This is a genomic window from Hymenobacter guriensis (genome assembly GCF_015773195.1).
GTDB lineage: Bacteria > Bacteroidota > Bacteroidia > Cytophagales > Hymenobacteraceae > Hymenobacter > Hymenobacter guriensis.
The window spans coordinates 79,791-93,115 of sequence record NZ_JADWYK010000006.1 but is presented as its reverse complement, the minus strand read 5'-3'; the positions used below and the strand labels follow the sequence as shown (position 1 = coordinate 93,115).

The 13,325-nt window shown below is 61.1% G+C and carries 13 protein-coding genes; 9 read left to right on the top strand and 4 right to left on the bottom strand.

The window, feature by feature from the left end; genetic code table 11:
* Positions 1-67: 67 nt before the first annotated feature.
* From I5L79_RS11590 to I5L79_RS11575, 4 genes are all read right to left on the bottom strand, one after another.
* Positions 68-3,343, bottom strand: coding sequence for a hybrid sensor histidine kinase/response regulator transcription factor (locus I5L79_RS11590; protein ID WP_196955221.1), 3,276 nt, complete (start codon positions 3,341-3,343; stop codon positions 68-70).
* Between the two features lie 183 nt (positions 3,344-3,526).
* Entirely contained in the window at positions 3,527-4,219 is a 693-nt protein-coding gene (locus tag I5L79_RS11585) for a YjjG family noncanonical pyrimidine nucleotidase (RefSeq protein ID WP_196955220.1), read from the bottom strand.
* A gap of 81 nt (positions 4,220-4,300) precedes the next feature.
* Positions 4,301-4,615 carry a (2Fe-2S) ferredoxin domain-containing protein gene (locus tag I5L79_RS11580; RefSeq protein ID WP_196955219.1) on the bottom strand — a complete coding sequence of 105 codons (315 nt, stop codon included), beginning with the start codon at positions 4,613-4,615 and terminating at the stop codon, positions 4,301-4,303.
* Positions 4,616-4,643: 28 nt separating this feature from the next.
* Complete coding sequence (locus tag I5L79_RS11575; RefSeq protein ID WP_196955218.1) at positions 4,644-5,051, bottom strand: ArsR/SmtB family transcription factor; 408 nt, start codon at positions 5,049-5,051, stop codon at positions 4,644-4,646.
* 147 nt (positions 5,052-5,198) lie between these two features.
* Here I5L79_RS11575 and I5L79_RS11570 point away from each other — a divergent pair, with 147 nt between their 5' ends.
* The 9 genes from I5L79_RS11570 to ureG all read left to right on the top strand — a co-directional run bounded on the left by I5L79_RS11570 (position 5,199) and on the right by ureG (position 13,269).
* Positions 5,199-5,843 (top strand): carboxypeptidase-like regulatory domain-containing protein, encoded by a 645-nt coding sequence (locus tag I5L79_RS11570; protein ID WP_231403056.1) that lies wholly within the window; start codon positions 5,199-5,201, stop codon positions 5,841-5,843.
* 166 nt (positions 5,844-6,009) lie between these two features.
* Complete coding sequence (locus I5L79_RS11565; RefSeq protein WP_196955216.1) at positions 6,010-7,383, top strand: NAD(P)/FAD-dependent oxidoreductase; 1,374 nt, start codon at positions 6,010-6,012, stop codon at positions 7,381-7,383.
* Between the two features lie 151 nt (positions 7,384-7,534).
* Entirely contained in the window at positions 7,535-8,221 is a 687-nt protein-coding gene (locus I5L79_RS11560) for a HupE/UreJ family protein (RefSeq protein ID WP_196955215.1), read from the top strand.
* 26 nt (positions 8,222-8,247) lie between these two features.
* Positions 8,248-8,937 (top strand): urease subunit beta, encoded by a 690-nt coding sequence (locus tag I5L79_RS11555; RefSeq protein WP_196955214.1) that lies wholly within the window; start codon positions 8,248-8,250, stop codon positions 8,935-8,937.
* A gap of 100 nt (positions 8,938-9,037) precedes the next feature.
* Positions 9,038-9,310, top strand: a complete 273-nt coding sequence (locus I5L79_RS11550) for a hypothetical protein (RefSeq protein ID WP_196955213.1) — start codon at positions 9,038-9,040, stop codon at positions 9,308-9,310.
* Positions 9,311-9,404: 94 nt separating this feature from the next.
* Positions 9,405-11,120, top strand: coding sequence for an urease subunit alpha (gene ureC, locus I5L79_RS11545; RefSeq protein WP_196955212.1), 1,716 nt, complete (start codon positions 9,405-9,407; stop codon positions 11,118-11,120).
* A gap of 92 nt (positions 11,121-11,212) precedes the next feature.
* Entirely contained in the window at positions 11,213-11,659 is a 447-nt protein-coding gene (locus I5L79_RS11540) for a hypothetical protein (RefSeq protein WP_196955211.1), read from the top strand.
* A gap of 34 nt (positions 11,660-11,693) precedes the next feature.
* Entirely contained in the window at positions 11,694-12,371 is a 678-nt protein-coding gene (locus tag I5L79_RS11535; RefSeq protein WP_196955210.1) for an urease accessory protein UreF, read from the top strand.
* Positions 12,372-12,516: 145 nt separating this feature from the next.
* A complete protein-coding gene (gene ureG / locus I5L79_RS11530; protein ID WP_196955209.1) occupies positions 12,517-13,269 on the top strand; it encodes an urease accessory protein UreG in 753 nt (250 codons plus the stop codon).
* The last annotated feature ends 56 nt before the right edge of the window (positions 13,270-13,325 follow it).

The window sequence follows — 13,325 nt, the reverse complement described above, 5'->3', positions numbered from 1 at the left end:
TACCCGATTTTCCGGCGCACGTCAGCACCTGGCCGTCCGTCAGCACTGCCCTATGGGCGGCGGCGCACTACTGCTGGGCCGCCTGGTACTCGCTGGGGCGGCGGCCAAACCGTTCGGCGTACACATTGCTGAAGTGCTTGGCCGAGGCAAAGCCCACCGCATCGGCTACTGCGGCCACCGAGCCGAAGCCTCCGGCCTCGAGCAGCTGCCGGGCCTGGTGCAGGCGCAGCTCGCGCAGCCAGGCTGCCGGCGTGAGGCCAGCCAGCTCGCCCAGGCGGCGGTACAGCGTCCGCTCACTTAGGCCCAGCAGGCGGGCCAGTTCGGTCGTGCCAAACTGCTCGTCGGCCAGGTGCGCAGCCACCTGCGTTTGCCACTGCGCCAACTGCTCGCCTACGGCGGGCGGTGGAGCCTGCAAGGTTGCGGCGACGGCCCGGTCTGTCGGGGCTAGTACTACCGTGGGCTCCGGCTGACTGACCGGCTCATCCGGCGCTTCGGCGGGCAGGGCAGCGAAGTGGCGGCGCACGTTGTAGCGAGTCAATAGCAGCTGCACGCGAGCCAGCAGCTCGGCCGGGGCGAATGGCTTGGTCAGGTAGTCGTCCACGCCCACCGTGAGGGCAGTTCGGCGGTGGTCCTCATCGGCCCGGGCGGTGAGCATGAGCACCGGTACGCGGGACCAAGTCGGGTCAGCTTTGAGGGTGGCAATCAGGTCAATGCCGCTCAGGCGCGGCATCATGGCGTCGGTGGTAATAAGGTCGATGGGAGCTTCACGGGCCAGTAGCTCCAGCGCGGCCTGGCCGTCAGCAGCGGTCAGCACCTGGCAGGTGGGTGCCAGCAGCTCGCGCAGGTATTCGCGCAGGTCGGACTCATCCTCCACCACCAGCACCCGGGGGCTAGAGTTAGCAGGTAAAAGCTGAGGGGAAAAAGACGGCCCTTCAGATGCAGGAGTCAAGGATACGGAAGCCGCGTCCGCTGCTGGCCCAGTACTGGTTGTCGTTTGCGTCTCACCAGCTTTCAGCCCTTCCGGTTCCTCTTTTAATTCATTTATTTTCACTTCCTCGGCCGGGAAGCGCAGGGTAAAAGCGGCGCCCTGCCCCGGCTCACTCACCAGCGTGAGGGTGCCGCCCAGCAGCTCAGCCAGCTCCCGGCTCAGGGCCAAACCCAGGCCGGTGCCGCCTTGCGCCTGGTTCTGGGGGCTTTGATAAAACCGCTCAAATACTCGCTCCTGCTCGGCCGGCGCGATGCCGGGGCCGGTGTCGCGCACGGTTATGGCATAGTAGCCGTCAGGTCCGGGGAGGTCGGCCGTGAGGACCAGCGTGCCGCCGGCGGGCGTGTGGTTCAGGGCATTGATGAGCAGGTTGGTTAGAATTTGCTCCACCTTGTCGGCATCTACAAGCAAGTGCAGCACCTCGGGCACCGTGTCGGGGCCACGCAGCGTCAGGCCACGCGCGGCGGCCAGCGGGGCAAACTGCGTTACCACCCGGTGCAGGAATGTGCCCAGGGCCGTGAGCACGGGCTGGACCGGCAGCCGGCCAGCCTGCAGGCGAGTCAGGTCCAGAATGCGGTTCACTAACTCGTTGAGGCGGCCGGCCTGCCGGTGGGCCAGGGCCACAGGGCCGCGCACGGCGGCCGGCAGCGGCCGGTTGGGGTCGGTGAGTAGCGTTTCGAGCGGGGCCAGCACCAGCGTGAGCGGGGTGCGCAGCTCGTGGCTGGCGTTGGCGAAGAACTGGTTTTTGGCCGCGTCCAGCTCGCCCAGGCGTCGGGCCTGGTCTTCCAGCTGCTGCTGCTGGGCCGCCAGCAGGGCATTGTCGCGGCTCTTTTGGCGCGCATTGCGCCACAGCAGCCCGGCCAGGCCGCTCAGCACGGCCAGGCCCGCCAGCAGCCCGCCCAACTGCACCCGCTGCTGCTGTACCTGGGCCGTGCTGCGCTGCTGGGCGCGGCGCAGATGCTCCAGGCGTTGCTGCTGGGCGCGGTCGTCCTGCTCGAACTCGTAGCGGGCCACGCGCGTGGCAACCTCCGCTGCCTCCAGCGTATCGGCCAGGGCCAGCGCGGCCAGGCCGTAGGTGGCTGCGCGCGCGGCTTGGCCCTGCCGCTGACAGCTGGTGGCCAGCCCGCGCAGGTAGTCCAGGGTTAGAGCTGCCTGGCGTTCCTGCCGGGCCTGGTGCAGGGCCGTCTCCCAAGCGTGCAGGGCCCGCGCCTCCTGGGCGGTGGCTGTGTAGTAGCGGGCCCAGCTGGCCTGCAACTCGCAATAGCCGGCGTAAGACCGAAGCGGCAACTGCAGGGAGTCGACCAAGTGCTGGCCGGCTACGAGTAGGGGATGGGCAGCCGCCGGGCGGCCCAGCGCCAGCAGGATGGCGCTTTCCTGCACCAGGCCCAACGCGCGGTCGTAGGGTGCAACGGTAGCCGCGGGGCGGTGGGGGCGCAGGATGCGGGCATTGCAGCGCCGGGCTGCTTTGTAGCGCCCCAGCTTGAAGTAGGCGCGGGCCAGGGCGTGGTTTATGGCCGCGTAATAGGTTTCCGGCGCGAAGCCGGGCATAGTCAACGCTTTCTGGAGGAAAGGAAGGGCCCGGGCGTGGTTGCCCCATTCGGTATACGTGATGCCGATAGCTCCCAGCTCGTTGTAGTACCGAAAGGCCGAGCATGTGCGAAAAAGCTCGGCGGCCCGCATCCGCTGGCTGATAGCCTGGTTGTAGTCGCCCAGTGCCCCGTAGTAGTTGCCCAGCATACGGTAGCAAATGGCGCTGTTCATCACGTTGCCCCGCTGCTGCTCGTGGGCCAGCCGGTGCGTGAAGAACGTGCGGTTGGCTTCCGGCTGCTTTAGCTCGGTCATGACTTGTTTAATCCATTCCAGAAGATAGGGCTGCGGCCCGCTGCCCAGGGCATCGTAGGCCCGCAAAGCAGCGAGCAGGGTATCGCGCATAGCCGACAGGTTCGGGGCCGGCCGGAGCGCCAGCTCGTCGAAGGCCACCACCAGCCGCAGGGGCACCCGCTCGGGGTAGTGCAGCCGGTTGGCCAGCCGCTGGGCTTCGCGGTGCTCGCCCAGCAGATCGGGCAGCGCCTCCTGCGACAGATCGGTCAGGTTGAAGAGCTGGTTGAGGGTTTGGAAGCGGAGGGTGTCGGCGCGCTGGCTGGCCAGTACCCTCCGCAGTGAGTCGTGGGGGGCATCCCAGTAGCGGTGGTCGAAACGCTGGCCCCGAAGCCGGCGCTGGTAGTCAGCGATGGCCGCCGGGCTGGGCCGGGCCGAGGACGCAGAGAACAGCCCCAGCCACAAGAGCAGAAGGAGCAGCCGCCTTCCCCAGGTTTTGCCGGGGGTAAGCCATTGGTGCAATTCAAAAAGGCGGGGCATAGCGGCTTCAGCACGAGCGCAGTGCCCGAAGGAAATGATTCGCCTAAAATTAGGCATTGCCAATAAGTCCAACTAATAATCGTATAAGTATAACGTTTTATAAATTAAATTGAGTCTGATGAAGTACTGCCGCTCGAATAAACTGTTTATGCCAGCGGTGGGGCTCAGGAGAGCAGGTATAACCTACAAAATCTCCTTCAGCTCGCTCAGGCAGCTGATTTCGTAGGTAATCTGGTTGAAGTGGCGGCGTTTTTCGGGGTTGAAGTACACCTGGTCGAGGCCGGCATTGTGGGCACCCAGCACGTCGCACTCCAGGTTGTCGCCAATCATGAGGCTTTCCGGGGCAGTAGCGCCGGTGCGCTCCAGGGCGTGGGCAAAGATGCGCGCATCAGGCTTGAGGTGCCCGCAGCATTCCGACGTTACTATTTCCTGGAAGTAGTCGGTGAGGCGGGAAGAGTTGAGCTTGACATACTGGATGTCCCTGAACCCGTTGGTAATCAGGTGCAGGTGGTAGCCCTTCGCCTGCAGATAGTCGAGCACCTCGTAGGTGTAGGGAAACACGGCCGACTTCAGGGGTAGAATATCCGTGAACTGCTCGGAGATGCCCGTTGGCGTATCCTCCTCGCGCAAACCCAGTTGCACGAAGGTGCGCGGAAAGCGGGTGACGCGCAGCTGCTGCTGGGTGATTTTGTTGTTCTGGTACATCCGCCACAGGCCGTGGTTGATATCGGAGTACACCTGGATAAACTTCTCCACCGCAATGCCGTGGCGCTGCAGGTTGTGCAGCTCAAACAGGTGACGCAGGGTTTCGTCGGCGTTGGTTTCAAAGTCCCACAGGGTGTGGTCCAGATCAAAGAAGAGGTGATGGTATTTCACGAAGGCGTAATGAGTTGACGGGTACTAGAACAGCTAACAGGCGAATTAGTCCGGCCTTATTCGGCTTGACCTCACTGACAATCAATCCAGCAGCAGGCGCTTCACCGGCTTTCCTTCGCTTAGGTGCTGGACAATGTCGGCCGCGTCGCGGGGCTTGACGTCCCCGTACACGGGGCCTTCCGGGTATACAACTAGGGCAGCGCCGGGGCCTTTCTTGCAGTGCTTGCACAGGTCGAGGCAGTTGCAGGTCTGCACGCGTATTTTGTGCTTTTCGCCCCCGCTGAAGAGGCTTTTCAGGCCCTGTTTCTTGACTTCAATTTTCAGCGCCCGCGCTACGTCTTTGCCGATTTCATCTTTCTGGGCAGTGCAAACAAACAATCGGACAACAGACTTCATAGAAAAAGCAAGGGCGCCAGGGCAGCAGTTAGCCACGTTCGTCGGACTCGGCGGTGCCCGTCCAGCGGCGGTTTTGCAGCTTATACGCGGCCAGCTCTCGGTTCGACCAGAGCGTCTGGTAAATCTTCTGGTCTTTGGCCAGCTGCGTGTCGCGCTCCATGTAGCTGAGCAGTTGCTGAACGAAATCCAGGGCTTCGTCCTTGATGAAGTAGAATACCCAGTTGTCGAGGCGCCGGAAGCTCACGAGGCCGGCACTTTTCAAGGTGGCCAGCTGGCGGGAAGTTTTGGTTTGAGTGAAGTCGAGCACCTGTTCCAAGTCGGAAATGCACATTTCCTGGTTGCGCCAGAGCAAATGCAGGATGCGCACCCGGCTTTCGTCGCCGAGGGCCTTAAAAATTGGCAGGCCAAATGCAACGGAGAAATGTTTCAGGCGCATCTTGTGTAGCAACGGGGAGAGGAGGGTCGGCACGGGGCCGGCGCAAATTTACGCCAAAGCGGGGAGTGCCCCGAAAGCGCCGTATACTTGTAGTCAGGTTCGTTTTGTATGTCTGAAGTGGTTCGATTTCGTTTTGTTTTAGCTGGGTTGCTGCTCCTGGCTGCCTGGCTGGGCCGCCCCATTGAGGCGCAAGCCCAGGGCCAGCGCCAGGTGGTGCAGTTCACCGGCATCGTAGCCACCGGCGACTCGCTGCTGGGCGTGCCCGGTGCTTCCGTGCTGGTGCCCCAGGCCGGGCGCGGCACCGCCACCAACGCCTACGGCTACTTTTCCCTGCCCGTGCTGGCCGGGGATAGTATCGTAATTCGCTCTTTGGGCTACCGCAACCAGTACGTAGTTATTCCGGCCGATTACCAGCGCCAGAGCTACTCCGTAATTGTGTCGCTCAAGGAAGACGCCACCGTACTTCCCGAAATCCGCATCTTCCCCTACGCCACCGAGCGGGAATTCAAACGGGCCTTCCTGGCCCTCAAGCTGCCCAAGGAAAGAGGCTCGGCCACGGCCGAAAACCTGAACGAGGACATCATGCGGCGCATTTTTAACAACGCACCCGTGACCAGTGTGGGCAACTACCGCCAAACTATGCAGCAGCAGCAGCAAGAGCAGCAGCGCCGCATGGGCCTTGGCCCCTCGGTGCAGGCCAACAACCCCCTGTTGAACCCCTTCAGCTGGTTGCAGCTCATTCAGCAAGTGAAGAAAGGCGAGTTCAAGAAAAAAGAAGGAGTGGACTACTAACGCATCGTCAGATTCCTATCAGCAGAAGGCCAGCGCGGATAGAACCGCGCTGGCCTTTTGTATTGTTCGGCCCCTATATTTTGCCGCTAAGGCAAGCTGCACGGTAACCAGAACTCCGGTTTCACGGTACAGCTACTGTTTGACCTTGCAGCAAGCTTCTCTCCCTATGGATACTAATCTTCCGGTTACCTCCCAGCCCCGCGTCGTCATCGTCGGGTGTGGCTTTGGCGGTTTGCGCCTCGCGCAGGAACTGCGCCACGACCCGGTGCAGGTGGTGGTTATCGACCGCAACAACTACCACAACTTTCAGCCCTTACTTTACCAGGTAGCCACTGGCGCCCTGGAGGCCGACAGCATCGCCTATCCCATCCGCAAGATTTTTGCTGGGCAGAAGAACTTCTTCTTCCGCATGGCCGATGTGTCGCGCGTGGATACGGCCAACAACACCGTCCACACCAACATCGGCGACATTCACTACGACTACCTGGTGCTGGCCACTGGCTCCCTCACCAACTTCTTCGGGATTGAGAGCATAGAGCGCAACGGCATGCAGATCAAGAGCATCCCGAACGCGCTGAACCTACGCAGCTTTATCTTCCAGAACCTGGAAAAAGCCCTGCTCACCGAAGACCCCGCCGCCCGCCAGGCCTTGCTTAACATTGTGGTAGTAGGTGGTGGCCCCACCGGCGTGGAAATCAGCGGCTCCCTGGCCGAAATGCGCCGGAGCGTGTTGCCCAAGGATTACCCCGAGCTGGACTTCCAGCACATGCAGATTACCATTGTGGAAGCTGGCGCGGAGCTGCTGGGGCCCATGTCGCCGCAGTCTCAGCGGGAGGCCTATGAGTACCTCAAGGAGCTGGGCGTGCACATTCTGCTCAACACTAGCATCAAGCGGTTTGAAGACTGCAAGGCCTACTATTCCGATACTGAATTCATCCCGACGGAAAACCTGATCTGGGCGGCTGGGGTGAATGGCGCTGCCGTGCCGGGCATTCCGGAGAACGTCGTGGCCCGTAACAAGCGCATCAACGTGAACCGCTGGAACCAGGTGGAAGGCTTCACCAACGTGTTTGCCATCGGCGATGTGGCCAACATGGTGACGGAAGACATGCCCAAAGGCCTGCCCATGCTGGCGCCCGTGGCCATGCAGCAGGCCGACCACCTGGCCGACAACTTCCGCCGCCTCGCCAAAGGCCAGACGCCCGTCGATTTCAAATACAATAACAAGGGCGTAATGGCCATTGTGGCCCGTAACAAAGCCGTGGTCGATTTGCCCAAAGGCCACTTCAGCGGTTTCCTGGGCTGGCTCACGTGGCTGTTTGTGCACTTGATGACGCTGGTAGGCTTCCGCAACAAAGTAGTAGCCTTCATCGACTGGGCCTTCAGCTACCTCACCGCCGATAAAGCCCTGCGTCTTATCATCCGGCCCTTCAACCGCCGCGATATGAAGGACGACAAAGGCAAGCGCCCCGCCGAGCAGCAGAACGCCACGCCCCAGTACAACGCCCCGCCGCCCGCCATCCAGACGCCCCAGGCTTAGTAGGTGCGGCTTATAAGATGATTTCAAAATTAAATACCTCTGTCAGTGCGGCAGGGGTATTTTTTTTATGGCCTGTTTGCTGAATTATGCTCACTGTCTTAATAAATACCCTTAGTTTAAGACCCGTATTTCCTATCAAGACTGTTTTGTCATGCACGACGCGCTGCCTTTGCTGTTTGCCTTCCTGGTTGGAATGGGGCACGCGTTTGAGGCAGACCATCTGATTGCCGTTACCAACCTGGTGGCCCGCCACGACAGCCGCCTGTTGGCCGTGCGCGAGGGGCTTTTCTGGGGGCTGGGCCACACCACCACGCTCGTTTTGTTTGGCGGGGCGCTACTTGCCAGCAAATCGGCAGTAGAACACGCCAATTACTTTGAGGCCGGGGTAGGGGCCATGCTGCTGCTCATGGGCCTCAGCCGCCTCACCGACAAAAACCAATACCAAACCAAGCCGCCGCGCTATCAGCGGGGCGCGGCCTATGCGGTAGGACTGGTGCACGGGCTGGCGGGCAGCGGGGCGCTGGTAGTATTGCTCATGGGCAGCATGCGCACCACCTGGCTGGGCGTAGCCTATCTGCTGCTGTTTGGCCTGGGCTCCGTGGCGGGCATGCTAGGCGCGGCCGCGCTGGTAAGCATCCCCTTCACCCAGCGCATGCGGCTCAGCTACGGCCTGCGCACGGGCATGGTCGTGGTGTCAGCCTTGCTCAGCATCGGCTACGGCAGCTGGATGATTTACGGGAATCTGTTTAGAGCGGAGAATCGGGAGCTTAAAGCCCAGACTCGTTCCACGCCTGCTCCTATTAGCTCCCGTGTTTCCCCATCCGCTTCTAACCTCTAAGCGCTACTATCTAAGTTTTAAACCCCATGCACCTTTCCCCCAAAGACCTTGATAAGCTGGTGCTGCACCAGGCCGGCGTGGTGGCCCAGAAGCGCTACGCCCGCGGCCTGGCCCTCAATTACCCCGAGGCAGTGGCCCTACTGGCTACCCAGCTGCTGGAGTTTATCCGCGACGGCGAATCGGTGGCCGACCTGATGAACAAGGGCAAGCAGATCTTGGGCTTACGCGACGTGCTGCCCGGCGTGGCCGGCCTAGTGGCCGAGGTGCAGGTGGAAGGCACCTTCCCTGACGGCACCAAGCTCGTAACGGTACACCAGCCCATCTGCCGCGAAGCCGGTTCGCCCGAGCTGGCCCTGTACGGATCCGGCCTCACCCGCACTGCGCCGCCCGCTGCCGCCGAAGCCGCCCCGGAACCCGGCGAATACCACTTGCAGCAGGCACCCCTAATCCTGAACGAAGACCGTGAAACCCTCACGCTGGACGTGCTCAACCGCGGCGACCGGCCCATCCAGGTTGGCTCCCACTACCCATTCTTCGAAACCAACGCCGCCCTCGACTTCGACCGCGCCGCCGCCCGGGGTTTCCGCCTCAACATTCCCGCCGGCACCGCCGTGCGCTTCGAGCCCGGCGAGCGGAAGCGCGTGACGCTCGTAGCCCTGGCCGGGCAGCGGATTGTGTACGGCGGGAATGGGTTGATTAATGGGAAGGTGGATTGAGAATAGAGTGCCTGTAAATGTCATGCTGAGCGGAGTCGAAGCATCTCTACCGCTTCGTCGCTACCAGTAACATTCAATATTATATGCCTAAAAAGAGCCGATGCGCCAAGCTGATTTGCCAGAACGTTGGAAAATAAGGTTGCAAGATTACTTGCTTGCGAAAGGAAGTGACCATAGGTCATTGGGTGCCTCAGACTTCCCAAACGGTAATGTGGTGCGCATTACATTCGAAGATGATTCTAAAGTTGAGTTCAGGTATGCCTTCGTTATTGAAGCTCCCGAGTTTAAAGAAATAGCTGTTTTCACAGAGCATTGTGGCTACCATTTATTCAATTCATATGAGGGAATGGACTTGGTGATAGACGAGCAGTAGAGATGCTTCGACAAGCTCAGCATGACATTCGAGAATCATTTGCTCTCATATAATTGAGTAGAATTCCTAAACCCGCGCTTAAGATCTGAATCTTATGTCCTTCTCCCTCGACCGGCGCGCGTTCGCCGATATGTACGGCCCAACTACCGGCGACCAAGTGCGCCTGGGCGACACCGACCTCCTCATCGAAGTTGAGCAGGACTACTGCGTCTACGGCGAGGAGTGCAAGTTCGGGGGCGGCAAAACCCTCCGCGACGGGATGGGCCAAGCTGTCGGCATTCCGCAGGCCGAAGCCCTGGATTTGCTCATCACCAACGCTCTGGTGCTCGACTACACCGGCATCTACAAGGCCGATATCGGGGTGAAGCACGGGCGCATCCGCGGCATTGGCAAGGCCGGCAATCCGCACATCATGCCCGGCGTCACGCCCGGGATGGTGGTGGGCGTTACCACCGAAGTAATTGCCGGAGAAGGCCTGATTCTGACGGCCGGGGGCATCGACTGTCACATCCACTTTATATGTCCCCAGCAGATTGAAGAGGCCCTAGCCTCGGGCCTGACCACCATGCTGGGCGGCGGCACCGGGCCGGCCGCAGGTACTACCGCTACCACCTGCACACCGGGCGCGTTCTACATCGAAATGATGCTGAAAGCTACCGACGCGTTTCCGCTCAACTTCGGGTTTCTGGGCAAGGGCAACTCCTCGCGCCCCGAGGGCCTGCACGAGCAGATTGCGGCCGGGGCGCTGGGCTTCAAGCTGCACGAGGACTGGGGCACCACACCCGCGGCCATCGACCAGTGCCTGCAGGTGGCCGAGCAGTACGACGTGCAGGTGTGCATCCATACCGATACGCTCAACGAAAGCGGCTTCGTGGAAAACTCGGTTGGCGCGTTCAAGGGGCGCACCATCCACGCCTACCACACCGAGGGCGCGGGCGGTGGCCACGCCCCCGACATCATCAAAATCTGCGGGGAGCCCAACGTCATTCCGTCCTCCACGAACCCCACGCGGCCCTTCACCAAGAATACTATTGACGAGCACCTGGACATGCTCATGGTGTGCCACCACCTCGACCACAACATTCCCGAGGACGTGGCCTTTGCCGAAAGCCGCATCCGGGGCGAAACCATTGCCGCCGAGGACATCCTGCACGATATGGGCGCGCTCAGCATCATTTCTTCCGACTCCCAGGCCATGGGCCGCGTGGGCGAGGTGGTGACGCGCACTTGGCAGACGGCTCATAAGATGAAGCAGCAGCGCGGCGCCCTGCCCGAAGACGCCGCCGGCACCGCCGACAACTTCCGCGCCCGGCGCTACATTGCCAAGTACACCATCAACCCCGCCCGCGCCCACGGCTTTGCCCAGGAAATAGGCTCCGTGGAGCTGGGCAAGCTGGCCGATCTGGTGCTCTGGAAACCTGCTTTCTTTGGCTCCCGCCCCGAAATGGTGGTGAAGGGCGGCGTGATTGTGCGCAGCCAGATGGGCGACGCCAACGCCTCCATTCCCACGCCCCAGCCTTCGTTTTCGCGGCCTATGTTCGGGGCATTTGGCGCGGCGGTGGGCGGCACGTCCCTGGCCTTCGTGTCGGGGGCCTCGGTGGAGCATGTACGCGGCTCCTACGGCCTGCGCAAGCAAGTCGTAGCTGTGCAGGGCTGCCGCAGCGTGACGAAAAAAGACATGGCCCTGAACGACTACCTACCCAACATCGAAGTAGACCCCGAAACCTACCGCGTGACCGTGGACGGCGTGCACCTGACCTGTGAGCCTGCAGAAAAATTGCCCCTGGCGCAGCTTTACAATCTGTTTTAAGCTTTCATATTCGTGCCATCTTTATCCAAACTTTGGCTTACACACAGCACCTTTTACTTATGTATTTACGCTCGTTTGCTTTAACCCTCTTGATGGGGCTGCTGCTATGGAACGCGGCAGCTTGCTCAAGCAAGAAAAATGATGAGCCAACCCCTGCGCCAACAGCCAGCTACCAGCTCAATGGCCAGCAGGTGACCTGCCAGGTGCGCGCTGCCGCCAGCACAGATGCAGGCTACGACTATCTGGAAATGATATGCACAACCACGCCGCAACCCACTAGCGGCGCCGAAACCCTGCACGTGCTTTTTTACAAGGCGAGCAGCAGCCCCAACACGGCTTATGAAGTGGCTGACATCTTCTTCAAGAACAGTGACCACCCACAGGACGCGCCCTTCGATAACGACATGGCGACCCTAGAGCCGAACAGTGACGGCAGTTTCTCAGGCAGCTTCTCGGGGCGGCGCACTGAGTTGGCTGGTACCATATACCAGAAGGATTACGTGCTGACTGCGGGTACATTCGCCAACGTGCGCCCTTGATTTTGCTCCATCGGTTCTGCCTTTTCGGCTTTCCATGCATATAGCCCGCCTGCTCCACCTCGCCGACTCGGCCCTGCCGACGGGGGGCTTCGCGTATTCCTACGGGCTAGAAAGCAGCCGCACGTTTGGGCTGGTGCGCGACTCAGCAGGGCTGCGGCACTACCTGTACTCGTATCTGCAGCAGGCTGTGGGGCTGGAAATTCCGTTCCTGAACTCCTGCTACGCTCTGGCCTGGCCGCTGGAAACCAAGGCGCTGGCTGATATCCTGCTCGAATACGATGCCCAGCTGCTGGTACCCGCCATGCACAAAGCCAGTCTCACCCAGGGCAAAACCTGGCTGCAACTGCTCCAGTCGTTTTACCCAGCGGCTGGGTTGCGGGAGTTGGGGGAGTTGCTGGTGGCTCAGGAGTTGCCGGGGCATTTCGTGCCGGTCCTGGCCCTGAGTCTGCGGCGCTTGGACTACAAGCTGGTCGAAGCCCACACCTTCTACCTGCATCTGGCTTTGCGTGACCAAGTCAGTGCGGCCATCCGGCTGGGTTGCCTGGGTCCCATGGAAGGGCACCGGCTTCAGCATGAGTTCTACACCATTTTCGACGACTTGCTGGCCGACGTTGCCCACCTCGACCACCGCACGGCCAGCCGCTCCGCCAGCTTGCTCGATACGGCTCAGATGCTGCACGAACACGTCTACTCCCGCCTGTTTCAGAATTAATACAACATTAAACAGTCATGCTGAGCGGAGCCGAAGCATCTCTACTGCTTCGTTGGATTACGACCGCAACGAAGCGGTAGAGATGCTTCGGCTCCGCTCAGCATGACGTGCTGATTAACAACTGACACTGCAAAACAGCAAGAAGATGCCTTTCATCGATAAGCTTGCCCTGCTCCTCCACGGCCATGCCCACGAGCAATACGACTCGCCCGGCGACTACACCCAGCGCGAAACCCGGCGCCTGCCCCCGCACCGCAACTTCCGCAAGCGGGCCTTTACGGTGGGCATAGGCGGGCCCGTGGGCACCGGCAAAACGGCCCTGCTGAAAGCTTTGTGCGAGCGGCTGCGCCACGGGTTTGAGCTGGGCGTGGTCACCAACGACATCTTCACCAGCGAAGACGCCGAGTTTCTGATCCGCCACAGTGCCTTGAGCGAAGATCGGATTGTGGGTGTGGAAACCGGCGGCTGCCCGCACGCGGCCATTCGGGAAGATATATCCCTGAACATGGATGCTTTGGAAGGCCTCATGCAGCGCTTCGACTACAAACTCGATTACCTGTTTGTGGAAAGCGGGGGCGACAACTTGGCCGCGCACTTCAGCCGCGAGCTGGTCGACTATTCTATCTACGTCATCGATGTGTCGGGCGGCGACAAGGTGCCGCGCAAAGGTGGACCCGGTATCACCCAGTCTGATCTGCTGGTCATCAACAAAACCGACCTGGCCGAGCTGGTGCGCGCCGACCTCGGCGTGATGGACCGCGACGCCCGTCGCATGCGCGGCGAAGGCCCATTCCTTTTCGCCCGCGCCCTGCACGGCGTCGGCCTCGATGAGATTATTCAGCACATCCACGCTGCCAAAGCTCAGGCACTGGAAGCCGTGCGGGAGGACAGAAGGTAAAAAGACGTACGTCTTCTGGACCTCATGCCGAGCGCAGCCGAGGCATGACGTGCTGT

What these genes read in the sequence shown, in the direction of transcription:
- I5L79_RS11590 (WP_196955221.1), bottom strand. Translation starts at nt 3,343, where the DNA reads ATGCCCCGCCTTTTTGAATTGCACCAATGGCTTACCCCCGGCAAAACC.
- I5L79_RS11580 (WP_196955219.1), bottom strand. Translation starts at nt 4,615, where the DNA reads ATGAAGTCTGTTGTCCGATTGTTTGTTTGCACTGCCCAGAAAGATGAA.
- I5L79_RS11575 (WP_196955218.1), bottom strand. Translation starts at nt 5,051, where the DNA reads ATGCGCCTGAAACATTTCTCCGTTGCATTTGGCCTGCCAATTTTTAAG.
- I5L79_RS11565 (WP_196955216.1), top strand. Translation starts at nt 6,010, where the DNA reads ATGGATACTAATCTTCCGGTTACCTCCCAGCCCCGCGTCGTCATCGTC.
- I5L79_RS11560 (WP_196955215.1), top strand. Translation starts at nt 7,535, where the DNA reads ATGCACGACGCGCTGCCTTTGCTGTTTGCCTTCCTGGTTGGAATGGGG.
- I5L79_RS11555 (WP_196955214.1), top strand. Translation starts at nt 8,248, where the DNA reads ATGCACCTTTCCCCCAAAGACCTTGATAAGCTGGTGCTGCACCAGGCC.
- I5L79_RS11550 (WP_196955213.1), top strand. Translation starts at nt 9,038, where the DNA reads ATGCGCCAAGCTGATTTGCCAGAACGTTGGAAAATAAGGTTGCAAGAT.
- ureC (WP_196955212.1), top strand. Translation starts at nt 9,405, where the DNA reads ATGTCCTTCTCCCTCGACCGGCGCGCGTTCGCCGATATGTACGGCCCA.
- I5L79_RS11540 (WP_196955211.1), top strand. Translation starts at nt 11,213, where the DNA reads ATGGGGCTGCTGCTATGGAACGCGGCAGCTTGCTCAAGCAAGAAAAAT.
- I5L79_RS11535 (WP_196955210.1), top strand. Translation starts at nt 11,694, where the DNA reads ATGCATATAGCCCGCCTGCTCCACCTCGCCGACTCGGCCCTGCCGACG.
- ureG (WP_196955209.1), top strand. Translation starts at nt 12,517, where the DNA reads ATGCCTTTCATCGATAAGCTTGCCCTGCTCCTCCACGGCCATGCCCAC.